The following is a 23,914-nucleotide window of genomic DNA, read 5'->3' on the forward strand; positions in this document are numbered from 1 at the left end:
TTTGCCTTAGTGCATGTGGAGAAACCATGGACAACCTCAATCTTAATAAACACATTTCCGGCCAGTTTAACGCAGAGCTGGAAAGCATTCGCACCCAGGTGATGACCATGGGCGGCATGGTCGAGCAGCAGCTTTCTGATGCGATTACGGCAATGCACAACCAGGACAGCGAGCTGGCGAAGCGCGTTATCGAAGGCGATCACAACGTCAATATGATGGAAGTCGCCATCGACGAAGCGTGCGTGCGCATCATTGCCAAGCGTCAGCCAACCGCGAGCGACCTGCGTCTGGTAATGGCGATCATCAAAACTATCGCCGAGCTGGAGCGTATTGGTGACGTGGCGGATAAAATCTGCCGCACCGCGCTGGAGAAATTCTCCCAGCAGCACCAGCCGCTGCTGGTGAGCCTGGAGTCTCTCGGTCGCCACACCGTGCAGATGCTGCACGATGTGCTGGACGCTTTCGCGCGCATGGATCTGGACGAAGCGGTCCGTATCTACCGTGAAGATAAGAAAGTTGACCAGGAATACGAAGGCATAGTGCGTCAGCTAATGACCTACATGATGGAAGATTCCCGTACCATTCCAAGCGTGCTGACCGCGCTGTTCTGCGCGCGCTCAATTGAGCGTATTGGCGACCGCTGCCAGAACATTTGCGAATACATCTTCTACTTCGTGAAGGGACAGGATTTCCGTCACGTGGGCGGCGACGAGCTGGACAAGCTGCTGGCGGGTAAAGATCCGAAAGAGTGATGTGTGTGGCGGGTGGCGCTATCGCTTACCCGCCCTACGATCCTTGTAGGCCGGATAAGCGTTAGCGCCATCCGGCTTTGTTTTTTCAGCGAGTAATATCCCACCCGCGCGCCTTCCACAGTTCCGGCAGCTGCGCCAGGTCTGTAAAGGTCGTCACTTTTGGATGATCGATCGGCTTGTTGTGCGGATCGGCGCAGAAGTAAAACACCTCCATCCCCGCATCAATCCCCGACTGCGCGCCCGCAGACGAGTCATCCACCAGGATGCAGTTCTCCACGTTGACGTTCATCGCCTTCGCCGCGTGGAACATCAATGCCGGATCCGGCTTCCAGCGCTGGATATCGTAGCCGCTGAACAGTTTTTCCGGGAAGTGGTGCAACATGTCCAGCTTGCCGAGTGAGTGCTGCATTTTGCTGACCGGGCCGTTAGAGACCACGCAGATCGGCACCGTCATCGCATCCAGCAGCGCGTTAGCGCCGGCGATAACTTCCAGCTCGGCGTCGAAGAGGCGTGCGACCTCGGTGCGGTACACCGGTTCCAGATCCACTTTCGCCAGATCCACCCCGTGCTCTTCGTTAATGATGTCGATGATCTCGTACAGCTTCACGCCCTTAAAGCGTTTAAACACCTCTTCGAGATCGAGCGTAATGCCAAATTCCTGGAACATGGCGACATACGCGCGGGAACAAATGACCTCACTGTCGACCAGCGTACCGTCACAGTCGAAAAATACCGCTTCAATTCCGGACATGCCTTTCCCTTTTAACAAGTTTAACGTTTACGTACGACAGTTTAACGAGACGCAATCGTTGCCGTATAAGCAAAATCAATGAAAAAAGTATCCCGTAACCGCCACTATTGTCGCATTTTGGTATAGGATAGCGACGAATTTTCCCTCCTTGTTCGGAAATTGATGATGAGTCAACAACACACTACCCAGACATCTGGTCAGGGGCTGCTTGAGCGCGTGTTCAAACTGCGCGAGCACGGCACAACGGCACGCACCGAAGTGATCGCCGGTTTTACTACCTTCCTGACGATGGTCTATATCGTTTTCGTTAACCCGCAAATTCTGGGCGTGGCTGGCATGGACACCAGCGCCGTCTTTGTTACCACCTGTCTGATCGCGGCCCTTGGCAGCATCCTGATGGGCGTTTTCGCTAATCTGCCCGTGGCGCTGGCCCCGGCAATGGGTCTGAATGCGTTCTTTGCGTTCGTGGTGGTTCAGGCGATGGGCCTGCCGTGGCAGGTTGGGATGGGGGCTATTTTCTGGGGCGCGGTCGGCCTGCTGCTGCTGACCATCTTCCGTGTGCGCTACTGGATGATTGCGAACATTCCCGTGAGCCTGCGCGTGGGCATCACCAGCGGTATCGGTCTGTTTATCGGCATGATGGGGCTGAAAAACGCTGGCGTAATCGTGGCGAACCCGGAAACGCTGGTGAGCATTGGTAACCTGACCTCTCACAGCGTGCTGCTGGGCGTGCTGGGCTTCTTTATTATCGCGATCCTGGCGTCGCGTAACATCCACGCTGCGGTGCTGGTCTCTATCATCGTGACCACGCTGCTGGGCTGGATGCTGGGTGACGTGCATTACAGCGGTATTGTCTCTGCGCCACCGAGCGTTTCTACCGTGATTGGTCACGTTGATCTGGCGGGCTCGCTGAACCTGGGTCTGGCCGGAGTGATTTTCTCCTTCATGCTGGTCAACCTGTTTGACTCCTCCGGTACGCTGATTGGCGTGACGGACAAAGCGGGTCTGGCGGACGAGAAAGGCAAATTCCCGCGCATGAAGCAGGCGCTGTATGTGGATAGCATCTCGTCCGTTGCGGGTTCTTTCATCGGCACCTCGTCTGTTACCGCTTACATTGAATCCTCTTCCGGCGTGTCCGTGGGCGGCCGTACTGGCCTGACGGCGGTAGTCGTGGGTCTGCTGTTCCTGCTGGTGATCTTCCTCTCTCCGCTGGCGGGGATGGTGCCACCGTACGCGGCAGCTGGCGCGCTGATCTACGTCGGCGTGCTGATGACCTCGAGCCTGGCGCGCGTGAAGTGGGAAGATCTGACGGAAGCCGTTCCGGCGTTTATTACCGCGGTGATGATGCCGTTCAGCTTCTCGATCACCGAAGGTATCGCGCTGGGCTTTATCTCGTACTGTGTGATGAAGATCGGTACCGGCCGTTTCCGCGAACTCAGCCCGTGCGTGATGATTGTGGCGCTGCTGTTTGTGCTCAAGATTGTGTTTATTGACGCGCACTAAGGTGCGGTGTGTGGTGTCAGGTGGCGCTTCGCTTACCTGACCTACTGACGAGTGTAGGCCCGGAAAGCGCTAGCGCCACCGGGCTTTTTTATCAGGTTTTAACCCGCTTAATATAATCCCCAAACGCAGTCAGCTGACCAGAGAGATGGTCACGCGTACTCTGATCCACCACTTCACCCGTCTGCGGGTCGACTTTGTTCTGAATCACGCCGCCCATAAATTCCGGCTTGTTCATCACCATCGCATCCAGGAACACCAGGATCTGTCGCAGGTGATACTGGCAGCGCGCACCGCCGATGGCGCCCATTGAGCTGGTCTGGATCAGCACCGGTTTGCCTGACAGCGGCTGCTCCGGTAAACGGGATAACCAGTCAATCGCGTTCTTCAGACCACCCGGAACCGAGTAGTTATATTCTGGCGTTACAATCACTACACCATCAGCCTGACGGATCTGCTCGGCTATCGCCTCCACGCTGTGCGGGAACCCTTCTTCCTGCTGAACGTCAGCATCATAAAGCGGGATGTCGCCAATAGACGGCAGGGCGCTGATCTCCATTCCCGCAGGCGCCAGCTGTGGCAGCGTGCGCGCTACCATCCCGTTAAACGAACCTTTGCGCAGGCTTCCCAGTAACGTAACAACTTTCAACGTATCAGACATGATTACTCCTGTTTCATCATGATGACCCTGGACGGATCAGCTATGGGTGTATGCTTTTTCTGCCGGTAAACTGGTTAATCGCATCAGGCGCGCGGCGGGCTCGTTGGCGCGCTCAGGTACATCCGGAAGACTACGCCAACCGCGAATACTGTCAAACTCCCAGATTTTCAGCCGTTCGATGGCGGGGCTCACCGCAACGGACCAGATCAGTACGTCCTCAGCGTCGCTGAGCGCCTCTACCAGCGACGCTTTCGCGGCACGCAGGCGTCCGGAGCCGGGAAGCAGCTGCAACAGGCTGGCGTCGTCTGATGCCGCGCCGCTCAGTTTACGGATGCTCTGGCGAAGGGTGATGAGCTGCGCTCTGGCTTCAACGGGATCGTTCTGGTTACGTATCCACAGCTTTTCATTGCTGGAGAGCGGGTATTCATCGAGCGCGTTAGCACCATGGAAGCTGCGCGTGACGCGTTGCAGCTCCATATCCAGGCCGCAATCACCTTCAGTCGTCAGCGCGACGCCAACAATGTTGCCAGTGTACGCAATGGAAAAATGGGGGAGTGCCGGGTCCGCAAAAACCGGGCGACCTTCTGGCTGGGTGAGTATGTCCGGTAATTCGCTGGTGCCGTACAGCATAAAAAGCAGTTCTGCGAGGAGCGCTCTGGAAGCTAAAAACCGCGTCCTGCGGTGTTCAGGTAGTTTGAGCGCCTCACTGTGACAGGCTGAAGAAATTCTGGCCGATACGAGATGCCCTTCCGTTAATGTTCCTCGTGCAAAGTGCGTAGCCATTTTTCGCTCCCTGATAATGGTCGTAGTCGGTTAAACGGTTACATGATTATCGCTTAACTCAGCTTCTGTTTTAATCAGTAAATAGAAATAAGAGAAGCCTGAGGACCGAACTTTACATTATCTTAGGCAAAAACCTGACCTGGCGCGGTATACAGGGCTTTTATAGTTTCGCGCAGCCAGATAATTTTCGGATTATGGCTGTTCCGCTTATGCCAGATAAGCGTGAAGGGTACGGTCAGCTTTTCTGCCTGCGCCTCATCGATGGGAATGGGAAGGCAGACCAGATTACGCTGGTGGAGTTGATTGTAGTGATGGCAGTAGTAGGGCGCAGTGGCAATGTAGTTGTGGTCCGGCTGAGCCGCCATAAACATCGACTGTTCAAAGCCGGGCAGGCTCATGGCGACGTTGCGCTCCCGGCCCATCTCTTTTAGCACTTCATCAAGCGCCCAGGTATCGCTGCGCTCCCAGAAGATGCTGATATGCGGGTAGCGCAGAAACGTCTCAAGGTTCCACGCTTCGTGAAGTGCCGGATGATCTTCTCGCAGATAGACGCACGGACGGTCGCTGAACAGGATTTCGTAGTCAATAAACCACGGCATCAGCTTTAGGAGCTCGCGGGAGCGCGGGTGCGTTTCGCGGCCGGTAAAACCGAGATCGACCTCCCCGCGCGTAATGGCGTCCAGCGAATCATAATCCCACTGGCGCAACTTCACCGTCGCCTGTGGGTAGCGCTCATTCACCTGCTCCAGCAGGGTGTTGAAGCGAATCAGCATCAGCGGCGTTTCGGCGGCGAGCACAAACTTGAGCCCGCCTGGAGAGCTATGGTGGAATTTATCGACGATCTGATTGCCAATCTGCATCCAGTCGGCCAGATCCTGTTCCAGACTCACCGTTAGCGGCGTGGGCAGTAGCCCTAAAGGCGTTTTCACAAACAGCGGATCGTCGAACCAGTCGCGCAGCTTCGCCAGCGATTTACTCACTGCGGACGGCGTCACGTTCATTCGCTTCGCGGCTTTGGTGACGCTGCGCTCCTGCAACAACAACTGCAGGCAAAGTAAAAGATTAAGATCGAGACTGCTGATGGGCTTCTTCATAGTGCGCCGCGGGCTGGATGACCATAAGTAAGGTAATGCAGAGTATGCTACAGCCAATCAGAACCCCGATCAGCATATTCAGCGCGTTAAGGCCGATCACCGCCGCCAGCCAAATCCACAGCGACGAACCGCAGACCTGCGCAATGCCCAGCACCGAGCTTGCCACGCCTGCCCGCAGTGAGAACGGGCCAAGCGCCTGACTCATCGCCACGCCGAAGCCGCCGGAGAATCCGGCGCAGATCAGGGTCATACCCACCAGCATCAGCGCATGTGAGGTGGCGGTCGCCAGAATTACGCCTGCGGCGAGAAACAGCGTCTGTGAAGCGAGCATCAGCGTGCGCTGGCGGAAGATATTGAGCGCAAAGGGCATCGAGAATGAAACCGCCATGCTGACCATCGCATTGAGCGCCATCACCGTCGAATACTCACCGCGATCGAAGCCTATCGTCTCCATCATTAACACCGGGGAAACGTTTACATAGGTGAGGATCACCGCCACGCTGAGCGTGATGATGGCCAGGCGGCTCAGGAAAAAGCGATTCAGAAGCTTTTCAGCCGGATGAATGGTAGCAGCGTGGTGCGTCTGCTGCGAACCGGGATGGGTCTCTTTCAACACCGTCACGGACAGTATAAAGACGATGGCGCCCATTGTGGCCATAGTCCAGAAAAGGCTCTGCCATGGAAATTTCAGCATGATCAGGTAGCCTACAACCGGTGCCAGCACCGGGATGATGCAGGTAATGCCGTTCAGCATCGACAGCACCCTGGCGCGGCGCTGGGCGCTCAAGGTATCGCGCAGAATAGCAAACGCCACCACGTAACAGCCGCCCGCGCCAATACCCTGGATAAAGCGCCCTGACAGGAACATTGTGCTTTCCTGAGCCATTGAACACAGTACCGATGCCAGCGTAAAGATAACCGCCCCCGTAATGGCGACGGGTTGACGGCCGGCTCTGTCCGCGATTTTCCCGGCAAATACCATCGACGACGCCATACCCGCGAGGTAGGCCGAAAACGCGATGTGCAGTTGCGCCTCGCTGGCACCCAGATCGCGGGCAATATGCGGTAGCCCCACCAGATACATATCAATGCCGGACGGATACAGCAGAACTAATGCGAAACTACAAAACAGAAAACGAGCCATAAATCCCCCATAGATGCAGGCAAGCAGGATAGGGGGCATGGGGGGATTAAGCGAGTTGCCATTGGGACAATGGTGATTTCCCTGGAGGAAATCACCATGTTCTATCGGGAATTACTTACCAATACAGAAGCTTGAGAAAATTCGTCCAAGCAGATCGTCCGACGTAAACTCCCCGGTGATCTCGCTCAGGTTCTGCTGCGCCAGACGCAGTTCCTCCGCCAGCAGCTCGCCGGCCCAAGCGCCGATCAGCTGCGCTTTGCCCTGGTCAAGATGGCGTGCCGCCTCTTCCAGCGCCTGCAGGTGACGGCGACGCGCCAGGAAGCCGCCTTCCATGCTGGTATCAAAGCCCATGCTCTGCTTGAGATGGTTACGCAGGTCGTCCACGCCTTCACCGGTCCGCGCCGACAGGCGGATCAGTGAGTGACCATTCACATCGCTGATGCCCAGCGTTTCGCCGGTAACGTCGGCCTTATTGCGCACCACGGTGATCGGCAGTTTGGCCGGGAGACGGGCGATAAAGTCTGGCCAGATTTCAGCCGGGTCAACGGCGTCGGTCGTGGTGCCGTCCACCATAAACAACACGCGGTCGGCCTGCTCGATCTCCTGCCAGGCGCGTTCGATACCGATACGCTCGACTTCATCGCTCGCATCGCGCAGGCCAGCGGTATCGATGATGTGCAGCGGCATGCCGTCGATATGGATATGCTCGCGCAGAACATCGCGGGTGGTACCGGCTATGTCGGTCACGATCGCCGCTTCACGGCCCGCCAGGGCGTTCAGCAGGCTTGATTTCCCGGCGTTGGGGCGACCAGCAATGACCACCTTCATGCCCTCACGCAGCAGGCTGCCCTGGCGCGCTTCGGCGCGAACGGCATCCAGATCGTTCATCACCTGGTTGAGCTGGGCTTCGATTTTGCCGTCAGAAAGGAAGTCAATCTCCTCGTCCGGGAAGTCGATAGCCGCTTCAACATAGATTCGCAGGTGAGTAAGTGCTTCCACAAGGTGATTCACGCGTGCGGAAAATGCCCCTTGCAACGAGTTCAGCGCGGAGCGGGCTGCCTGTTCGGAACTGGCGTCGATCAGGTCGGCAATCGCTTCGGCCTGAGCCAGGTCGAGCTTATCGTTCAGGAAGGCACGCTCGGAGAACTCACCCGGCTTCGCAATGCGCAGGCCTGGCAGGGTCAGAATACGTTTTAACAGCAGGTCGAGGATCACCGGGCCGCCGTGACCCTGAAGCTCCAGCACGTCTTCGCCAGTAAAGGAGTTTGGGCCGGGGAACCACAGCGCAATGCCCTGGTCCAGCGAGGTGCCGTCGGCATCTTTAAATGGCAGATAATCAGCGTAGCGCGGCTTTGGCAGTTTACCCAGCACCGCTTCGGCCACCTCACGCGCCTTCAGGCCGGAGATGCGCAGAATGCCTACACCACCGCGTCCCGGTGGGGTTGCCTGGGCGACGATAGTGTCGTTATGGCTCATGGTTGCTCTCGTTCAATACAAATAAAAAAGGCGGTCAATCGACCGCCCTTATTTTAGCGTTAAGTTACCGAATCAGGACTTTTTCTTTTCGCGGCTATGCAGGCCACGTTTTTCCAGACCACGGTAAATCAGCTGCTGCTGGATGATGGTCACCAGGTTGCTGACGATATAGTACAGCACCAGACCTGACGGGAACCACAGGAAGAACACGGTGAAGATGACCGGCATAAAGGTCATGATCTTCTGCTGCATCGGGTCAGTCACGGTGGTCGGAGACATCTTCTGGATGAAGAACATCGTCACGCCCATCAGGATCGGCAGGATGTAGTACGGGTCCTGTGCGGACAGGTCATGGATCCACAGGGCGAACGGCGCGTGGCGCAGCTCAACGGAACCCATCAGCATGTAGTACAGCGCAAGGAAGATTGGCATCTGAATCAGCAGCGGGAAGCAACCACCCAGTGGGTTCACTTTCTCTGCTTTATACAGGGCCATCATCTCCTGGCTCTGACGCTGTTTGTCATCGCCCAGACGCTCACGCATAGCCTGAATCTTCGGCTGTAGCATACGCATCTTCGCCATGGAGGTGTACTGCGCTTTAGTCAGCGGGTACATGATGCCACGAACGATAAAGGTGATAACGATGATGGAGAAGCCCCAGTTACCCAGGAAGCTGTGGATGAACTTCAGCAGCTTAAACAGCGGCTGAGAGATGAACCACAACCAACCGTAATCAACGGTCAGATCCAGGTGCGGCGCAACGGCAGCCATTTTATCCTGGATTTCCGGGCCGACCCACAGGGTGCTTGCCAGCTTACCGGTTTGACCCGGCGGCACCAGAACCGGCTGAGATTTGTAGCCGATGGCTGCAATACCGTTGCCGAGGTTCGCGGTGTAGAAGTTGTTCGTACCGTCGTTATTCGGTACCCACGCCGTCGCGAAATACTGTTGCAGCATTGCGACCCAACCGCCTTTAGAGCTGACGTTCAGGTTTTCGTTATCGGCAATGGTGTCGAATTTGTATTTCTCGTACTTGGTATCTGGCGTGGAATAAGCCGCGCCACGGAAGGTATGCAGCGCAAAGTTGCTGCTTCCGGTGTCACGGTGAGACGGCAGATTGATGGACTGCTTCAGCTGACCAAAGGTAGAGATTTCCAGCGGTTTCGCACCGGTGTTCTGTACGCTGTAGCCCACGTTCACCGCATATTCACCGCGTTTCAGGGTGAAGGTTTTGGTGAAGGTGTTGCCTGCCGCGTCGGTGTAGGTCATCGGAATAACCAGTTCGTTCTGACCATCAGCCAGCACAAAGGTGTCATTCTCGACGTTATACAGTGGACGCGCACCGTTCGCCGGGTTATCCGGGCCATCACGACCGGTCAGGCCGCTCTGTGCCTGGTAGATAAACTCAGGCGTGGTTTCCAGTAACTGGAACGGTTCGGTAGACTTCAGCTCTTTCGGGTAGGTCAACAGCAGCGCCTGCTCAACATCACCACCACGGGTGTTGATAGTCAGCTCAAGCACATCGGTCTTAACCGTAATCTGTTTCCCCTGGCCACTGGCCGGTACGCCCTGGTCGGCGGCGCTACCCGCTGCGGTGGTCGTGGTCTGCGTGGTCTGCTGCTGGGGTTGAGGATTTTTATCCTGCTCCCATGCCTGCCAGATCATGAAAGACACGAACAACAAAGCGATGATAAGAAGATTGCGTTGCGAATCCATCGTTAGTGTTCTCTGGTATCAAAAGGTCCTGGAGGGACGGGGTCGTCTCCACCTGGGTGTAAAGGGTGGCATTTTAATACGCGTTTCACCGTCAACCAACTGCCTTTTATCACTCCAAACCTGCGCAATGCCTCAATTCCGTAGCTTGAGCATGTTGGCGTGAAACGGCAATGTGGCCCGAGTAGCGGACTAATCAGGCGTTGATAGACCCGAATGAGGGCTATCAGGACCCGCGAGCCAGGCGACAGTGGCGGCGCCATAATTTTTCCAACGCTTCCGAGAGAGCACGGTTATCGAGGTCGGCAACCCCTTTTTTAGCCACCACCACGAAATCCATTGAAGGCAGTTCGTGCTGACGTAAACGGAAGCTTTCACGCGTCAGACGTTTAATCCGGTTGCGTTCATGCGCACGCTTAACGTTTTTCTTGGCGACTGTGAGACCGATGCGGGGATGCCCCAGCGAATTTTGGCGGCCGAGGATGGTGATTTGCGGCGTGCCAGCCCGTAGTGGCTGCTGGAAGACGAAAGTGAAATGAGTGGGAGTTAACAAACGTAACTCCCTGGGAAATGCGAGCTTAACCACTCAGGGGTTAGCTTTATTACTTGGAAACGGTCAGACGAGCGCGGCCTTTAGCACGACGACGTGCCAGAACCTGACGACCATTTTTAGTAGCCATACGAGCACGGAAGCCGTGAGAACGGTTGCGCTTCAGTACAGACGGTTGAAAAGTGCGTTTCATGGCGATTTCTACCTAAACTTGAATAAATTCACTGACTTTTGCGTATACCCGAACGAGATTCGAACGACTAACGCCTCAGCGTGGGTGATTAAAGAGGCCGGATTGTAATAATTGTACACTCCGGAGTCAATTCTCTTTCCTTAAATCCCTGCGTATTTCCGCACGATTTCGCGTGGAAAATGAGCAACGAACGACGCAGGAAGATGAGCATCACGCGCCGGGTCGAGGATTATACGGGCTCGCCAACAAAGCGCAAGGATCCTCCTGGATCTTCGTTAGATCATTTAAGCCCAAAATTGTCTGTGCTCATTAAATTTTCCAATATGCGGCCTAAATCGCGAGGCACTCGCGTCAGGATCGTTTACACTTACCCGATTCCGGATCTTCCTGTGGATAAATCGGGAAGAATCTGTGAGAAACAGAAGATCTCTGGCTCAGTTTAGGCTATGATCCGCGGTCCTGATCGGGATCCAGCGATCCTGGCCGGACATAAACACAACATCGTTCAGGCTGTATCAACGATAGCGTGTATAACCGCAGATAGCGGTTCGCACATCACCCTGATGGGGTCATGTCGATGTGCGCCAACAATCATGAATATTCAATAGTTTTCTTTTATTGTTCGAGTGGAGTCCGCCGTGTCACTTTCGCTTTGGCAGCAGTGTCTTGCCCGATTGCAGGATGAGTTACCAGCCACAGAATTCAGTATGTGGATCCGCCCATTGCAGGCGGAACTGAGCGATAACACGCTGGCTTTGTACGCGCCAAACCGTTTCGTGCTCGATTGGGTAAGGGATAAATACCTTAATAACATCAATGGACTGCTGAACGATTTCTGCGGGTCAGATGCCCCACAGCTGCGTTTTGAAGTGGGCACAAAGCCGGTCACCCAAACCGTTCGTGAAGTTGTCAATGTGGCAGCCCCTGCACAGGCGGCGCCCGCTCCAGCGCCTCGCGTTGCACCGGCTCGTCAGGGCTGGGATAACGTTCCGGCCCCCGCTGAGCCTACCTACCGCTCTAATGTTAACGTGAAACACACGTTCGATAACTTCGTTGAAGGTAAGTCGAACCAGCTGGCGCGCGCGGCGGCCCGTCAGGTTGCCGATAATCCCGGTGGTGCTTACAACCCGCTGTTCCTTTATGGCGGCACGGGTCTCGGTAAAACGCACCTGCTGCATGCGGTGGGCAACGGCATTATGGCGCGTAAGCCCAATGCCAAAGTAGTGTATATGCACTCCGAACGCTTCGTTCAGGACATGGTAAAAGCCCTGCAAAACAATGCGATCGAAGAGTTTAAACGCTACTACCGTTCCGTTGATGCGCTGCTGATCGATGACATCCAGTTCTTTGCCAATAAAGAACGATCGCAGGAAGAGTTTTTCCACACCTTTAACGCCCTGCTGGAAGGCAATCAGCAGATCATTTTGACCTCGGATCGTTATCCAAAAGAGATCAACGGCGTTGAAGATCGTCTCAAATCCCGCTTCGGCTGGGGCCTGACCGTGGCGATCGAGCCGCCGGAGCTGGAAACCCGCGTCGCGATCCTGATGAAAAAAGCCGACGAGAACGACATTCGCCTGCCGGGTGAAGTGGCGTTCTTTATTGCCAAGCGCCTGCGTTCCAACGTTCGTGAGCTGGAAGGGGCACTGAACCGCGTTATCGCCAACGCCAATTTTACCGGTCGTGCGATCACCATCGATTTTGTGCGTGAAGCGCTGCGCGATTTGTTGGCATTGCAGGAAAAACTGGTCACCATCGACAATATTCAGAAGACGGTGGCTGAGTACTACAAGATCAAAGTGGCAGATTTACTGTCTAAACGTCGTTCCCGCTCGGTGGCGCGTCCGCGTCAGATGGCGATGGCGCTGGCAAAAGAGCTCACCAACCACAGCCTGCCGGAAATCGGTGATGCGTTTGGTGGCCGTGACCATACGACCGTGCTGCACGCCTGTCGCAAGATTGAGCAGTTACGCGAAGAAAGCCACGACATAAAAGAAGATTTTTCCAATTTAATCAGAACATTATCATCGTGACGCTATGAAATTTACCGTTGAACGTGAACATTTATTAAAACCGCTGCAACAGGTGAGTGGCCCATTAGGCGGCCGCCCTACGCTGCCTATTCTTGGAAACCTGCTGCTTCAGGTCGCTGACGGTACGCTGTCGCTGACCGGCACAGATCTGGAAATGGAAATGATCGCGCGCGTTACGCTGACTCAGCCGCACGACGCGGGCGCGACCACGGTTCCGGCACGTAAATTCTTTGATATTTGCCGTGGGTTGCCGGAAGGCGCTGAAATCGCCGTGCAGCTGGAGGGCGACCGCATGCTGGTGCGCTCTGGCCGCAGCCGTTTCTCCCTCTCCACGCTGCCCGCTGCGGACTTCCCGAACCTGGATGACTGGCAGAGCGAAGTTGAATTTACCCTGCCGCAGGCGACGATGAAGCGTCTGATTGAAGCCACGCAGTTCTCCATGGCGCATCAGGACGTTCGTTACTACTTAAACGGCATGCTGTTCGAAACCGAAGGTGAAGAGCTGCGTACCGTGGCTACAGACGGTCACCGTCTGGCGGTCTGTTCCATGCCGATTGGCGATTCACTGCCAAACCATTCGGTGATCGTACCGCGTAAAGGCGTAATTGAACTGATGCGTATGCTCGACGGCGGCGACACCCCGCTGCGCGTGCAGATCGGTAGCAACAATATTCGTGCCCACGTGGGCGATTTTGTCTTCACATCGAAGCTGGTAGACGGACGTTTCCCGGATTATCGCCGCGTATTGCCGAAGAACCCGGACAAAACGCTGGAGGCAGGTTGCGACATCCTCAAGCAGGCGTTCGCGCGCGCCGCTATTCTCTCCAACGAGAAATTCCGCGGCGTACGTCTGTACGTGAGTGAAAACCAGATCAAAATCACCGCCAACAACCCGGAGCAGGAAGAGGCAGAAGAGATTCTGGACGTCACCTACGCCGGGGCTGAGATGGAAATCGGCTTCAACGTCAGCTATGTGCTGGATGTGCTGAATGCACTGAAATGCGAGAACGTTCGCATCCTGCTGACTGACTCCGTTTCGAGCGTACAGATTGAAGATGCCGCATCACAGTCGGCTGCTTATGTTGTCATGCCAATGAGACTGTAATGTCGCTCACCCGTCTGTTGATCCGCGACTTTCGCAACATCGAGAGCGCGGATCTCGCTTTATCCCCTGGCTTTAATTTCCTGGTTGGCGCGAACGGCAGCGGCAAAACCAGCGTGCTGGAAGCCATCTATACGCTCGGTCATGGCCGGGCGTTTCGCAGTTTGCAGATTGGTCGCGTGATTCGCCACGAGCAGGATGCGTTTGTGCTGCATGGGCGCTTACAGGGTGCCGAGCGGGAAACTGCCATCGGCCTGACCAAAGACAAGCAGGGCGACAGCAAGGTGCGCATCGACGGCACCGACGGCCACAAGGTGGCGGAGCTGGCACTGCTGATGCCGATGCAGCTGATTACGCCGGAGGGGTTTACTTTACTCAACGGCGGCCCCAAATACAGAAGAGCGTTCCTCGACTGGGGATGCTTTCACAATGAAGCCGGTTTCTTTAACGCCTGGAGCAATCTGAAGCGTCTGCTTAAACAGCGTAACGCCGCATTGCGCCAGGTCACGCGCTACGCCCAGCTGCGTCCGTGGGACATGGAATTAATTCCTCTTGCGGAACAAATCAGCCGCTGGCGTGCCGAATACAGCGCAGGTATCGCCGAAGACATGGCCGATACCTGCAAACAGTTTTTACCCGAGTTCTCTCTCACCTTCTCTTTCCAGCGTGGCTGGGAAAAAGAGACGGATTATGCCGAGGTGTTAGAGAGAAGCTTCGAGCGCGATCGCATGTTGACCTACACCGCGCACGGCCCGCACAAGGCGGATTTCCGCATTCGTGCCGACGGTGCGCCGGTGGAAGACACGCTGTCGCGCGGGCAGCTGAAGCTCCTGATGTGCGCGCTGCGCCTGGCGCAGGGGGAGTTCCTCACCCGCGAAAGTGGGCGACGCTGCCTGTACCTGATAGATGATTTTGCCTCGGAACTTGACGACGCGCGGCGCGGGCTACTTGCCAGCCGCTTAAAAGCCACGCAGTCGCAGGTTTTCGTCAGCGCCATTAGCGCTGAACACGTTATGGACATGTCGGACGAAAATTCGAAGATGTTTACCGTGGAAAAGGGTAAAATAACGGATTAACCCAAGTTGAAATGAGCGAGAAACGTTGATGTCGAATTCTTATGACTCCTCCAGTATCAAAGTCCTGAAAGGACTGGATGCGGTGCGTAAGCGCCCGGGTATGTATATCGGCGACACGGATGACGGCACCGGTCTGCACCACATGGTATTCGAGGTGGTAGATAACGCTATCGACGAAGCGCTCGCGGGTCACTGTAAAGACATCGTGGTCACGATCCATGCGGACAACTCCGTGTCCGTTACCGATGATGGTCGTGGCATCCCAACCGGTATTCACCCGGAAGAGGGCGTATCTGCTGCGGAAGTTATCATGACCGTTCTGCACGCAGGCGGTAAGTTCGATGATAACTCCTATAAAGTTTCCGGCGGTCTGCACGGCGTAGGCGTATCCGTAGTAAACGCCCTGTCGCAGAAGCTGGAGCTGGTTATCCAGCGCGAAGGCAAAATTCACCGCCAGATTTACACCCATGGTGTGCCGCAGGCACCGCTGGCCGTTACCGGTGATACCGACAAAACCGGTACCATGGTGCGTTTCTGGCCGAGCCTTGAAACCTTCACCAACGTCACCGAATTCGAGTACGAGATCCTGGCGAAACGCCTGCGTGAACTGTCGTTCCTGAACTCCGGCGTGTCGATTCGACTGCGCGACAAACGCGACAACAAAGAAGACCACTTCCACTACGAAGGCGGTATCAAGGCGTTCGTTGAGTATCTGAACAAGAACAAAACGCCAATTCACCCGAATATCTTCTACTTCTCTACTGAAAAAGACGGTATCGGCGTGGAAGTGGCACTGCAGTGGAACGATGGTTTCCAGGAAAACATCTACTGCTTTACCAACAACATTCCACAGCGCGACGGCGGTACTCACCTTGCGGGCTTCCGCGCGGCGATGACCCGTACCCTGAACGCCTACATGGACAAAGAAGGCTACAGCAAAAAAGCGAAAGTCAGCGCCACCGGTGACGATGCCCGTGAAGGCCTGATTGCCGTGGTCTCCGTGAAGGTGCCGGATCCGAAATTCTCCTCACAGACCAAAGACAAGCTGGTCTCTTCTGAGGTGAAATCGGCGGTTGAACAGCAGATGAACGAACTGCTGAGCGAATACCTGCTGGAAAACCCGTCCGACGCGAAAATCGTGGTGGGTAAAATTATCGATGCGGCGCGTGCCCGTGAAGCGGCGCGTAAAGCCCGTGAAATGACCCGTCGTAAAGGCGCGCTGGATCTGGCAGGCCTGCCGGGCAAACTGGCTGACTGCCAGGAACGCGATCCGGCGCTTTCTGAACTGTACCTTGTGGAAGGGGACTCCGCGGGCGGTTCTGCAAAGCAGGGCCGTAACCGCAAGAACCAGGCGATTCTGCCGCTGAAGGGTAAAATCCTTAACGTTGAGAAAGCGCGCTTCGACAAGATGCTCTCTTCTCAGGAAGTGGCGACGCTCATCACCGCGCTCGGCTGCGGCATCGGTCGCGACGAGTACAACCCGGACAAACTGCGCTATCACAGCATCATCATCATGACAGATGCGGACGTCGACGGCTCGCACATTCGTACGCTGCTGTTGACCTTCTTCTATCGTCAGATGCCGGAAATCGTTGAGCGCGGCCACGTCTACATTGCCCAGCCGCCGCTGTATAAAGTGAAGAAAGGCAAGCAGGAACAGTACATTAAAGATGACGAGGCGATGGATCAGTACCAAATCGCGATCGCCCTTGATGGTGCGACCCTGCACGCAAACTCCAGCGCGCCAGCGCTGGCCGGTGAACCGCTGGAGCGTCTGGTCTCCGAGTTCAACGCCACGCAGAAAATGATTGGCCGTATGGAGCGTCGCTATCCGAAAGCGCTGCTGAAAGAGCTGATTTATCAGCCGACCCTGACCGAAGCCGATCTGAGCGACGAGCAGACCGTCACCCGCTGGGTGAACACCCTGGTGAGCGAGCTGAACGAGAAAGAGCAGCACGGCAGCCAGTGGAAGTTCGACGTTCAGCAGAACGCTGAGCAGCAGTTCGAGCCGATTGTTCGCGTGCGTACCCACGGCGTCGATACCGACTACCCGCTGGAGCACGAGTTTGTTACCGGTCCGGAATACCGCCGTATCTGCACCCTCGGCGAGAAGCTGCGTGGTCTGATCGAAGACGACGCGTTCATCGAACGTGGCGAGCGTCGTCAGCCGGTAGCCAGCTTCGAACAGGCGCTGGAGTGGCTGGTGAAAGAGTCCCGTCGTGGCCTCTCTATTCAGCGTTATAAAGGCCTGGGCGAAATGAACCCGGATCAGCTGTGGGAAACCACCATGGATCCGGAAAGCCGTCGCATGCTGCGCGTCACCGTTAAAGACGCAATCGCAGCGGATCAGCTGTTCACGACCCTGATGGGCGATGCGGTTGAACCACGTCGCGCCTTCATCGAAGAGAACGCCCTGAAAGCGGCGAATATCGATATTTAATCGTCGTAATACCGCACGATAACAGGCCGCGCTTTTAGCGCGGCTTTTTTATGGGCGCAGGCATATCCAGCGACATCACGGACGGTAAACGGCTCGCCAGCGTATCTATCGCTATTCTAACCCTCAGCGGCAGATGCGGCGTCTGCTGCCAGACTGCATGAACGTCGAAGCGCACGTCCGGTGCCTGCTTTAAAAGCGGGATGAGTTTTCCCTGATGTATTTCTCTGCGGGCCATCCAGCAGGGCAACCACGCAAGGCCGTGTCCGGCCAGCGCAGCGTCGCAGATTGCCTGTAAATCATCCATATTGAGCGATGAGCGGGGAGTAAAGGTGTGCGATCTCCCTTCGCTATCCATTAGCTGCCAGGGCAGCACTCTGCCTGATCGCAGATAGTTAATGGCAGTGTGGTGGGGTAAATCAGCAACGTTTTCTGGATGGCCGTTCTTCATCAGGTAATCCGGGGCGGCACACAGCACCATGCGATGCTCGCCCAGCCTTCTGGCGACCAGCAGGCTGCTGTCCTGCAGCGTGCCGTTACGTACCGCCATATCAAAGCCTTCCTCTACCAGATCCACCACGCGGTCGCTGAATGACATTTCAAGCTCAAGCCCAGGATGTTCCTGCGTCAGTTCTATCAGCAGTGGCGCGACGCACTGGCGACCAAACAGAACCGGCATGGCGACGCGCAGGCGGCCGCTGACCTGCTGCTTCCCTGTTTCAAGCAGCGACTCCGCGCCCCGAATCTCCTCCAGCGCGCGAAGGCAGCGTTCATAAAAAAGCGCGCCGTTGTCGGTCAGCCTCTGGCTGCGGGTGGTACGCTGGAAAAGACGTACGCCCAGCCGCTCTTCAAGACGAGCAATGCTTTTTCCTACCGCCGAGCGCGACAAATGCAGACGGACGGCGGTCTGCGCAAAACTTCCCGCCTCAACGGCGGCCACAAATACAGGTATATCCTTCAGCGTATCGGTCATGGATTGTATCCACTGCGTCATCAATTATGGGAAAACTTATCGCCACTGGCGACCAGGCGTCAACGGTAGACTGTCAGTCCTAAAGCTTATTTGATGGCAGGAGAGAAAAAATGACAGAAACAATGCAGCGCTGGTCAATGAACGCCCTTGGGCGCGAGAGCCTTCAGCTTGTTCAGGTGCCTGTGTCACAGCCAGGCCCGGGGGAGGTTCGCGTAAGGGTTAATGCCGTTGCGCTCAACTACCGGGATAAAATGGTTGTTGAAGGCACAATGCCGATCCCGCTTTCCTTCCCGTTTACCCCGGCGTCTGACATGGCGGGCGTGGTGGACAGCATTGGTGAAGGCGTTACGCGTTTCAAACCCGGCGCACGCGTCATCTCAACCTTCTTCCCGGAATGGATCGACGGCAAGCCGCAGGCAGACGCGCGCGATTTGCCCTATAAAACGTCCGGTGGATACTTCCAGGGCATGCTGGCCGAATATGTGATTGTGAGTGAAAACGCGCTGGTGGCGTCCCCGGAAAGCCTGGATGACGCTGAGGCCAGCACGCTTCCTTGCGCGGGGCTTACCGCATGGTTTGCGCTGGTGGAGCGCGGTCATTTACGCGCCGGGCAATCGGTGCTGGTACAAGGCACGGGCGGTGTGGCGCTATTCGCTTTGCAGATAGCAAAAGCGCACGGCGCAGAAGTTATTGTTACGTCGGGGAGTGATGAAAAACTGGCACTAGCCAAAAAGCTGGGAGCCAGCCAGGGCATCAACCGACTGAAAGGCGACTGGGCTGAAAATACGCTGGCACTGACGCAGGATCGCGGCATCGACCACATTATCGAAACCGTGGGTGGGGAGAACCTGAGACATTCCCTTCGCGCGGTAGCCGTTCACGGGCGTATCTCCGTTATTGGCGTGCTGGCCGGAACGGACATTTCCCTGCCTGCTGGCGAGCTGCTGCTGAAATCCCCCGTCATTCAGGGAATTGGGGTTGGACACCGCCGGGCGCTGGAAGATTTTGTCCGTGCTGTTGATGTCACGGAGTTAAAACCGGTGATTGAACATCGCTATCGTTTTGACGAACTGGAACAGGCGCTTGAGCATCTGGATCGCGGTGCGTTTGGCAAAATCGTTCTCACCCGCGAGTGAGTTCTTGTTCCCGGGATAAATATAAAAGGGGCTTTTTGTTACGCAAGGTAGCTCTATTTTTGTGTGCTTAATCGCGTTAGCATGAAATAGCACTCATTTATCCCGGGGACCTCATGGCTATCAAACTCATTGCAATCGATATGGACGGCACGCTGCTGCTGCCAGACCACACTATCTCTCCTGCCGTTAAAAATGCGATCGCCGCCGCACGCGAAAAAGGCGTGAACGTGGTGCTCACCACCGGACGCCCGTATGCCGGGGTGCACAGCTACCTGAAAGAGCTGCACATGAATCAGCCTGGCGATTACTGCATCACCTATAACGGCGCACTGGTGCAAAAGGCAGCAGATGGCAGCACGGTGGCGCAAACTGCACTGAGCTATGATGACTACCTGTTCCTGGAAAAACTGTCCCGCGAAGTAGGCTCCCACTTCCACGCGCTCGATCGTAATACGCTTTACACCGCCAACCGCGATATCAGCTACTACACGGTGCACGAGTCCTACGTTGCAACCATTCCACTGGTGTTCTGCGAAGCGGAAAACATGGATCCGGCAACCCAGTTCCTGAAAGTAATGATGATCGACGAACCCGCGATCCTCGACAAAGCCATCTCACGCATTCCGGCTGAGGTAAAAGAGAAATACACCGTGCTGAAAAGCGCGCCGTACTTCCTCGAAATCCTTGATAAACGCGTCAATAAAGGCACGGGCGTGAAATCGCTTGCCGATGCGCTGGGCATTAAGCCTGAGGAGATCATGGCGCTGGGCGATCAGGAAAACGATATTGCGATGATCGAGTATGCGGGCATGGGCGTGGCGATGGATAACGCCATCCCGTCGGTAAAAGACGTGGCGAACTTCGTTACCAAATCTAACCTGGAAGACGGCGTTGCCTGGGCGATCGAGAAATTCGTTCTGTCGTAACAAACGCTTAAATCATCAGCCCTGGTTATCAACCGGGGCTTTTTTTTGCCCTGAATTTACCGAATTGTTCTTTTTGTGATCTGGATTGTAGTACAACATTAAATGATTGTACTACATTGTCACCACGGCAAAGACGAATGGCCTCACGTTTGTACTGCAAAAGTGAGGCGAAATTCAGCGGTCGCGGTAAAGTAGTGATGGACTTACAGAGCACAAGGACTCTCCATGACACTCAATAAAACCGATCGCATTGTCATCACGCTGGGCACCCAGATTGTGGGTGGCAAATACGTTCCCGGTTCGCCGCTGCCAGCAGAGGCCGAACTGTGCGAAGAGTTTGAAACCTCGCGCAACATCATCCGGGAAGTGTTCCGCTCGCTAATGGCGAAGCGTCTGATTGAAATGAAGCGCTATCGCGGGGCGTTTGTTGCGCCGCGTAACCAGTGGAACTACCTCGATACCGATGTTCTGCAATGGGTACTGGAAAACGACTACGACCCACGGCTTATCGGCGCGATGAGCGAAGTCCGAAATCTGGTGGAACCGGCCATTGCCCGCTGGGCAGCAGAGCGCGCAACGTCAGGTGACCTGGCACAGATTGAGTCGGCGTTGAACGACATGATCGCCAATAACCAGAATCGGGAGGCGTTCAACGAAGCGGACATTCGCTATCACGAGGCGGTATTGCAGTCGGTGCATAACCCGGTTTTACAGCAGCTTAGCGTGGCGATCAGCTCGCTACAGCGAGCAGTATTTGAACGTACCTGGATGGGCGATGAGGCCAACATGCCGAAAACGCTTCAGGAACATAAAGCGCTGTTCGATGCGATACGGCATCAGGACGGCGATGCGGCAGAGCAGGCGGCGCTAACCATGATCGCCAGCTCGACACGAAGGTTGAAGGAAATCACATGACATCACGCTACATCGCAATTGACTGGGGATCGACCAATCTGCGCGCCTGGCTCTACCAGGGCGAGCAGTGTCTGGAAAGCAGGCAATCAGAAGCAGGTGTGACGCGCCTGAACGGTAAATCCCCCGAAGCGGTGTTAGCAGAGGTGACACAAAACTGGCGCGACGGTACTACGCCAGTGGTGATGGCCGGAATGGTCGGCAGTAACGTGGGCTGGAAGGTTGCGCCTTACCTGTCGGTTCCGGTGCATTTCACCGCCGTTGGCGAGCAGTTAACGTCCGTTGGCGATAATGTCTGGATTATTCCCGGTTTATGCGTCTCTCGCGACGATAACCATAACGTGATGCGCGGCGAAGAGACGCAGCTGCTCGGGGCGCGCACCCTTTCTCCTTCTTCTGTCTACGTCATGCCCGGGACGCACTGCAAATGGGTCCAGGCGGATGCTGAGCAAATTCATGATTTCCGCACGGTGATGACCGGCGAACTGCACCACTTGCTGCTTAAGCATTCGCTGGTGGGGGCCGGTTTGCCGGAGCAAACCCCTTCGCCGGAAGCGTTTGCCGCCGGGCTTGAGCGCGGGATCGCATCCCCTGCCGTTTTGCCGCAACTTTTTGAGGTTCGCGCCTCGCACGTGCTGGGAAATCTTCCGCGCGAGCAGGTCAGCGAATTTCTGTCCGGCCTGCTGATTGGCGCAGAAGTCGCCGCCCTGAGCGACGGGTTCGCCGGGCAGCAGGCCATCACGCTCGTCGCGGGTTCATCGCTGACGTCTCGTTACCGCCAGGCGTTCCACGCTATCGGACGGGATGTTGCTGCGGTGGAAGGCGACACGGCATTTCAGGCAGGCATAAGGAGCATCGCTCATGCAGTGGCAAACTGAACTTCCCCTGATCGCGATTTTGCGCGGTATCACGCCCGGTGAGGCCTTAGCGCACGTTGGCGCGGTGATCGACGCCGGGTTCGACGCGGTGGAAATCCCGCTCAACTCCCCGGAATGGGAAAAAAGCATTCCGGCAGTTGTTAAGGCGTTCGGTGATAAGGCGCTGATTGGTGCTGGTACCGTATTACAGCCGGAGCAGGTGGATGAACTGGCGAAGATGGGCTGCAAGCTTATCGTCACACCGAATATCAACCCCGAGGTGATCCGCCGGGCGGTGGATTACGGCATGACCGTATGCCCGGGTTGCGCCACGGCCACAGAAGCCTTTGCCGCCCTCGATGCGGGCGCACAGTCTCTCAAAATTTTCCCGTCGTCGGCCTTTGGTCCGGATTACATCAAAGCGCTGAAAGCGGTCTTACCCGCCAGCGTGCCGGTCTTTGCCGTGGGCGGCGTCACGCCGGAAAACCTGGTGCAGTGGATAAAAGCAGGTTGTGCGGGCGCGGGGCTGGGCAGCGATCTCTATCGTGCCGGACAGCCCGTTGAGCGTACCGCACAGCAGGCGGCAGCATTTGTGAAAGCGTATCGAGAGGCAGTGCAATGAAAATAACCAAACTTACCACGTACCGTTTACCCCCGCGTTGGATGTTCCTGAAAATCGAAACCGACGAAGGCGTGGTTGGCTGGGGCGAGCCGGTGATTGAAGGCCGTGCGCGTACGGTTGAAGCCGCGGTTCACGAGCTGGGTGAATACCTGATTGGCCAGGATCCGGCGCGCATCAACGACCTGTGGCAGGTCATGTACCGGGCGGGATTTTACCGTGGCGGTCCGATCCTGATGAGCGCCATCGCCGGTATCGATCAGGCGCTGTGGGATATCAAAGGCAAAGTTCTGAATGCCCCGGTCTGGCAATTAATGGGCGGCCTGGTGCGAGACAAAATCAAAGCCTACAGCTGGGTGGGCGGTGACCGCCCTGCGGAAGTGATCGACGGTATCCGGCAGCTGCGCAACATCGGTTTTGACACCTTCAAACTCAACGGCTGCGAAGAGATGGGCGTTATCGATAACTCGCGCGCGGTAGACCGGGCGGTGAACACCGTGGCGCAAATCCGCGAGGCTTTCGGCAACGAGATTGAGTTTGGCCTGGATTTCCACGGCCGCGTCAGCGCGCCAATGGCCAAAGTGCTGATTAAAGAGCTGGAGCCGTATCGCCCGCTGTTTATTGAAGAGCCTGTTCTGGCCGAGCAGGCGGAATACTATCCAAAACTGGCTGAACAGACGCACATTCCCATCGCGGCGGGGGAGCGTATGTTCTCGCGCTTCGAGTTTAAGCGCGTGCTGGAAGCGGGCGGCATTGCGATCCTGCAACCGGACCTCTCCCACGCGGGTGGCATCACCGAATGCTACAAAATTGCCGGCATGGCAGAAGCCTACGATGTGGCGCTGGCGCCGCACTGTCCGCTTGGGCCGATTGCGCTGGCGGCCTGCCTGCACGTCGACTTCGTCTCCCGCAATGCGGTGTTCCAGGAACAAAGCATGGGCATTCACTATAACAAGGGCGCGGAGCTGCTCGACTTTGTGAAAAACAAAGAAGACTTCAGCATGGAAGGTGGTTTCTTTAAACCGTTAACGAAGCCGGGCCTTGGCGTGGAGATCGACGAAGCCAAAGTCATTGAGCTGAGTAAAAGTGCGCCGGACTGGCGTAACCCACTGTGGCGTCTTGAAGACGGTTCCGTAGCCGAGTGGTAAATCGCCGGATGGCGCTACGCTTATCCGGCCTACTCTCTCGTAGGCCCGGTAAGCGAAGCGCCACCGGGCAAAAAAAAC

The 23,914-nt window shown here is 56.2% G+C and carries 23 protein-coding genes; 12 read left to right on the forward strand and 11 right to left on the reverse strand.

The window, feature by feature from the left end:
* The first annotated feature begins 26 nt into the window (after positions 1 to 26).
* Positions 27 to 752 (forward strand): phosphate signaling complex protein PhoU, encoded by a 726-nt coding sequence (phoU, locus tag ACQG11_RS09410; protein WP_003861153.1) that lies wholly within the window; start codon positions 27 to 29, stop codon positions 750 to 752.
* An 85-nt stretch (positions 753 to 837) separates the two neighbouring features.
* Here the strand turns inward: phoU and yieH are convergent, their stop codons facing one another.
* Positions 838 to 1,503, reverse strand: coding sequence for a 6-phosphogluconate phosphatase (gene yieH, locus ACQG11_RS09415; RefSeq protein ID WP_426728325.1), 666 nt, complete (start codon positions 1,501 to 1,503; stop codon positions 838 to 840).
* Positions 1,504 to 1,668: 165 nt separating this feature from the next.
* Between yieH and adeP the strand changes: the two genes are divergently transcribed.
* The gene (gene adeP / locus ACQG11_RS09420; RefSeq protein WP_139152660.1) at positions 1,669 to 3,006 is read left to right on the forward strand and encodes an adenine permease AdeP; all 1,338 of its coding nucleotides are present in this window, start codon (positions 1,669 to 1,671) and stop codon (positions 3,004 to 3,006) included.
* A gap of 91 nt (positions 3,007 to 3,097) precedes the next feature.
* Here the strand turns inward: adeP and ACQG11_RS09425 are convergent, their stop codons facing one another.
* The 9 genes from ACQG11_RS09425 to rpmH all read right to left on the reverse strand — a co-directional run bounded on the left by ACQG11_RS09425 (position 3,098) and on the right by rpmH (position 10,617).
* Positions 3,098 to 3,664, reverse strand: a complete 567-nt coding sequence (locus ACQG11_RS09425) for an NADPH-dependent FMN reductase (protein ID WP_022649881.1) — start codon at positions 3,662 to 3,664, stop codon at positions 3,098 to 3,100.
* Between the two features lie 36 nt (positions 3,665 to 3,700).
* On the reverse strand, positions 3,701 to 4,447 hold the full coding sequence (locus tag ACQG11_RS09430; protein ID WP_023298947.1) for a 4'-phosphopantetheinyl transferase family protein: 747 nt from the start codon (positions 4,445 to 4,447) through the stop codon (positions 3,701 to 3,703).
* 122 nt (positions 4,448 to 4,569) lie between these two features.
* Positions 4,570 to 5,541: an HTH-type transcriptional regulator YidZ gene (yidZ, locus tag ACQG11_RS09435; protein ID WP_022649883.1), complete on the reverse strand. Its 972-nt coding sequence runs from the start codon at positions 5,539 to 5,541 to the stop codon at positions 4,570 to 4,572.
* Positions 5,510 to 6,685, reverse strand: a complete 1,176-nt coding sequence (locus ACQG11_RS09440) for an MFS transporter (RefSeq protein ID WP_426728326.1) — start codon at positions 6,683 to 6,685, stop codon at positions 5,510 to 5,512. Before ACQG11_RS09440 ends, yidZ begins: the two co-directional genes overlap by 32 nt.
* A 111-nt stretch (positions 6,686 to 6,796) precedes the next feature.
* Positions 6,797 to 8,161: a tRNA uridine-5-carboxymethylaminomethyl(34) synthesis GTPase MnmE gene (gene mnmE / locus ACQG11_RS09445; protein ID WP_058677089.1), complete on the reverse strand. Its 1,365-nt coding sequence runs from the start codon at positions 8,159 to 8,161 to the stop codon at positions 6,797 to 6,799.
* A gap of 72 nt (positions 8,162 to 8,233) precedes the next feature.
* Positions 8,234 to 9,877 carry a membrane protein insertase YidC gene (yidC, locus tag ACQG11_RS09450; RefSeq protein ID WP_426728327.1) on the reverse strand — a complete coding sequence of 548 codons (1,644 nt, stop codon included), beginning with the start codon at positions 9,875 to 9,877 and terminating at the stop codon, positions 8,234 to 8,236.
* Between the two features lie 2 nt (positions 9,878 to 9,879).
* Positions 9,880 to 10,137, reverse strand: coding sequence for a membrane protein insertion efficiency factor YidD (yidD, locus tag ACQG11_RS09455; protein WP_001307474.1), 258 nt, complete (start codon positions 10,135 to 10,137; stop codon positions 9,880 to 9,882).
* Positions 10,101 to 10,460, reverse strand: coding sequence for a ribonuclease P protein component (gene rnpA / locus ACQG11_RS09460; RefSeq protein WP_006808764.1), 360 nt, complete (start codon positions 10,458 to 10,460; stop codon positions 10,101 to 10,103). Before rnpA ends, yidD begins: the two co-directional genes overlap by 37 nt.
* A 16-nt stretch (positions 10,461 to 10,476) precedes the next feature.
* Positions 10,477 to 10,617 (reverse strand): 50S ribosomal protein L34, encoded by a 141-nt coding sequence (gene rpmH / locus ACQG11_RS09465; RefSeq protein ID WP_000831330.1) that lies wholly within the window; start codon positions 10,615 to 10,617, stop codon positions 10,477 to 10,479.
* 638 nt (positions 10,618 to 11,255) lie between these two features.
* On the opposite strand from rpmH, the gene dnaA reads away from it, so the two are divergent.
* Genes dnaA through gyrB form a run of 4 tightly spaced genes read left to right on the forward strand, consistent with a single transcriptional unit; the run spans position 11,256 to position 17,268 of the window.
* Positions 11,256 to 12,650 carry a chromosomal replication initiator protein DnaA gene (gene dnaA / locus ACQG11_RS09470; RefSeq protein WP_003861124.1) on the forward strand — a complete coding sequence of 465 codons (1,395 nt, stop codon included), beginning with the start codon at positions 11,256 to 11,258 and terminating at the stop codon, positions 12,648 to 12,650.
* A 4-nt stretch (positions 12,651 to 12,654) separates the two neighbouring features.
* A complete protein-coding gene (gene dnaN / locus ACQG11_RS09475) occupies positions 12,655 to 13,755 on the forward strand; it encodes a DNA polymerase III subunit beta (protein WP_003861122.1) in 1,101 nt (366 codons plus the stop codon).
* Positions 13,755 to 14,828, forward strand: coding sequence for a DNA replication/repair protein RecF (gene recF, locus ACQG11_RS09480; RefSeq protein ID WP_022646527.1), 1,074 nt, complete (start codon positions 13,755 to 13,757; stop codon positions 14,826 to 14,828). The genes dnaN and recF overlap by 1 nt, the downstream gene beginning before the upstream one ends.
* Before the next feature lie 28 nt (positions 14,829 to 14,856).
* Complete coding sequence (gene gyrB / locus ACQG11_RS09485; protein ID WP_023298951.1) at positions 14,857 to 17,268, forward strand: DNA topoisomerase (ATP-hydrolyzing) subunit B; 2,412 nt, start codon at positions 14,857 to 14,859, stop codon at positions 17,266 to 17,268.
* 34 nt (positions 17,269 to 17,302) lie between these two features.
* Here gyrB and ACQG11_RS09490 read toward each other — a convergent pair whose 3' ends face one another.
* Positions 17,303 to 18,238, reverse strand: a complete 936-nt coding sequence (locus ACQG11_RS09490; protein ID WP_426728328.1) for a LysR family transcriptional regulator — start codon at positions 18,236 to 18,238, stop codon at positions 17,303 to 17,305.
* A 110-nt stretch (positions 18,239 to 18,348) separates the two neighbouring features.
* Here ACQG11_RS09490 and ACQG11_RS09495 point away from each other — a divergent pair, with 110 nt between their 5' ends.
* The 6 genes from ACQG11_RS09495 (at position 18,349) to dgoD (ending at position 23,836) form a co-directional block, all read left to right on the forward strand.
* Positions 18,349 to 19,374: a zinc-dependent alcohol dehydrogenase family protein gene (locus ACQG11_RS09495; RefSeq protein ID WP_063853998.1), complete on the forward strand. Its 1,026-nt coding sequence runs from the start codon at positions 18,349 to 18,351 to the stop codon at positions 19,372 to 19,374.
* A 113-nt stretch (positions 19,375 to 19,487) separates the two neighbouring features.
* Positions 19,488 to 20,300, forward strand: coding sequence for a sugar-phosphatase (yidA, locus tag ACQG11_RS09500; RefSeq protein ID WP_045308263.1), 813 nt, complete (start codon positions 19,488 to 19,490; stop codon positions 20,298 to 20,300).
* 225 nt (positions 20,301 to 20,525) lie between these two features.
* Positions 20,526 to 21,215 (forward strand): D-galactonate utilization transcriptional regulator DgoR, encoded by a 690-nt coding sequence (dgoR, locus tag ACQG11_RS09505; RefSeq protein ID WP_003861109.1) that lies wholly within the window; start codon positions 20,526 to 20,528, stop codon positions 21,213 to 21,215.
* A complete protein-coding gene (locus tag ACQG11_RS09510; RefSeq protein WP_023298955.1) occupies positions 21,212 to 22,090 on the forward strand; it encodes a 2-dehydro-3-deoxygalactonokinase in 879 nt (292 codons plus the stop codon). Before dgoR ends, ACQG11_RS09510 begins: the two co-directional genes overlap by 4 nt.
* Positions 22,074 to 22,691, forward strand: a complete 618-nt coding sequence (locus ACQG11_RS09515; protein ID WP_038414979.1) for a 2-dehydro-3-deoxy-6-phosphogalactonate aldolase — start codon at positions 22,074 to 22,076, stop codon at positions 22,689 to 22,691. Before ACQG11_RS09510 ends, ACQG11_RS09515 begins: the two co-directional genes overlap by 17 nt.
* The gene (dgoD, locus tag ACQG11_RS09520; protein WP_017694024.1) at positions 22,688 to 23,836 is read left to right on the forward strand and encodes a galactonate dehydratase; all 1,149 of its coding nucleotides are present in this window, start codon (positions 22,688 to 22,690) and stop codon (positions 23,834 to 23,836) included. Before ACQG11_RS09515 ends, dgoD begins: the two co-directional genes overlap by 4 nt.
* Positions 23,837 to 23,914: the final 78 nt, after the last annotated feature.

The sequence above is a fragment of the Enterobacter cloacae complex sp. 372C4 genome, from assembly GCF_050030615.1.
Taxonomy (GTDB): Bacteria; Pseudomonadota; Gammaproteobacteria; order Enterobacterales; family Enterobacteriaceae; genus Enterobacter; species Enterobacter intestinihominis.

Excerpts from the sequence above, each read along its gene's own strand:
- yidD (WP_001307474.1), bottom strand. The coding sequence starts at position 10,137 with ATGGCGCCGCCACTGTCGCCTGGCTCGCGGGTCCTGATAGCCCTCATT.
- dgoR (WP_003861109.1), top strand. The coding sequence starts at position 20,526 with ATGACACTCAATAAAACCGATCGCATTGTCATCACGCTGGGCACCCAG.
- mnmE (WP_058677089.1), bottom strand. The coding sequence starts at position 8,161 with ATGAGCCATAACGACACTATCGTCGCCCAGGCAACCCCACCGGGACGC.
- dgoD (WP_017694024.1), top strand. The coding sequence starts at position 22,688 with ATGAAAATAACCAAACTTACCACGTACCGTTTACCCCCGCGTTGGATG.
- yidZ (WP_022649883.1), bottom strand. The coding sequence starts at position 5,541 with ATGAAGAAGCCCATCAGCAGTCTCGATCTTAATCTTTTACTTTGCCTG.
- ACQG11_RS09440 (WP_426728326.1), bottom strand. The coding sequence starts at position 6,685 with ATGGCTCGTTTTCTGTTTTGTAGTTTCGCATTAGTTCTGCTGTATCCG.
- adeP (WP_139152660.1), top strand. The coding sequence starts at position 1,669 with ATGAGTCAACAACACACTACCCAGACATCTGGTCAGGGGCTGCTTGAG.
- ACQG11_RS09490 (WP_426728328.1), bottom strand. The coding sequence starts at position 18,238 with ATGACCGATACGCTGAAGGATATACCTGTATTTGTGGCCGCCGTTGAG.
- ACQG11_RS09495 (WP_063853998.1), top strand. The coding sequence starts at position 18,349 with ATGACAGAAACAATGCAGCGCTGGTCAATGAACGCCCTTGGGCGCGAG.
- ACQG11_RS09430 (WP_023298947.1), bottom strand. The coding sequence starts at position 4,447 with ATGGCTACGCACTTTGCACGAGGAACATTAACGGAAGGGCATCTCGTA.
- ACQG11_RS09425 (WP_022649881.1), bottom strand. The coding sequence starts at position 3,664 with ATGTCTGATACGTTGAAAGTTGTTACGTTACTGGGAAGCCTGCGCAAA.
- yidA (WP_045308263.1), top strand. The coding sequence starts at position 19,488 with ATGGCTATCAAACTCATTGCAATCGATATGGACGGCACGCTGCTGCTG.
- ACQG11_RS09515 (WP_038414979.1), top strand. The coding sequence starts at position 22,074 with ATGCAGTGGCAAACTGAACTTCCCCTGATCGCGATTTTGCGCGGTATC.
- recF (WP_022646527.1), top strand. The coding sequence starts at position 13,755 with ATGTCGCTCACCCGTCTGTTGATCCGCGACTTTCGCAACATCGAGAGC.
- gyrB (WP_023298951.1), top strand. The coding sequence starts at position 14,857 with ATGTCGAATTCTTATGACTCCTCCAGTATCAAAGTCCTGAAAGGACTG.
- yieH (WP_426728325.1), bottom strand. The coding sequence starts at position 1,503 with ATGTCCGGAATTGAAGCGGTATTTTTCGACTGTGACGGTACGCTGGTC.
- phoU (WP_003861153.1), top strand. The coding sequence starts at position 27 with ATGGACAACCTCAATCTTAATAAACACATTTCCGGCCAGTTTAACGCA.
- dnaN (WP_003861122.1), top strand. The coding sequence starts at position 12,655 with ATGAAATTTACCGTTGAACGTGAACATTTATTAAAACCGCTGCAACAG.
- ACQG11_RS09510 (WP_023298955.1), top strand. The coding sequence starts at position 21,212 with ATGACATCACGCTACATCGCAATTGACTGGGGATCGACCAATCTGCGC.
- rpmH (WP_000831330.1), bottom strand. The coding sequence starts at position 10,617 with ATGAAACGCACTTTTCAACCGTCTGTACTGAAGCGCAACCGTTCTCAC.
- yidC (WP_426728327.1), bottom strand. The coding sequence starts at position 9,877 with ATGGATTCGCAACGCAATCTTCTTATCATCGCTTTGTTGTTCGTGTCT.